Source organism: Stenotrophomonas maltophilia group sp. RNC7 (assembly GCF_030910085.1).
GTDB lineage: Bacteria > Pseudomonadota > Gammaproteobacteria > Xanthomonadales > Xanthomonadaceae > Stenotrophomonas > Stenotrophomonas sepilia.
Genome location: NZ_JAVFVN010000560.1, coordinates 1 through 333 on the forward strand (window position 1 = coordinate 1; position 333 = coordinate 333).

The following is a 333-nucleotide window of genomic DNA, read 5'->3' on the forward strand; positions in this document are numbered from 1 at the left end:
CAAGCGGGATCCAAGAATACAAAATGTTCTGGATCTTCTGCATGAACGTATGACGGAACGCATACAGATTGAGGACTTGGCGCAGGCCGTTATGCTGTCGCCTTCCCGATTGACGCATCTGTTCAAGCAGGAGATAGGAGAATCTATCATCCAGCATCTGAATCGCATGAGAATCAAGCAGGCTGCCGTGCTCATGGAGCAGATGGGCAGATCCCCGAGCGAAGCCGCTCAGGATGTTGGTTTCACCGATTACAATCACTTCGCTGCCCTCTTCCGCAAGCAAATGGGAATGAGTCCGAGGATGTATCGGGGTTAATATTTCGTTAATTGCCC

The 333-nt window shown here is 50.5% G+C and carries 1 protein-coding gene; it reads left to right on the top strand.

From position 1 onward, the window contains the following. The coding region (locus tag RCF13_RS10810; protein ID WP_308141158.1) for a helix-turn-helix domain-containing protein at positions 1-316 on the top strand (316 nt) is incomplete at its 5' end. Positions 317-333 lie beyond the last annotated feature (17 nt).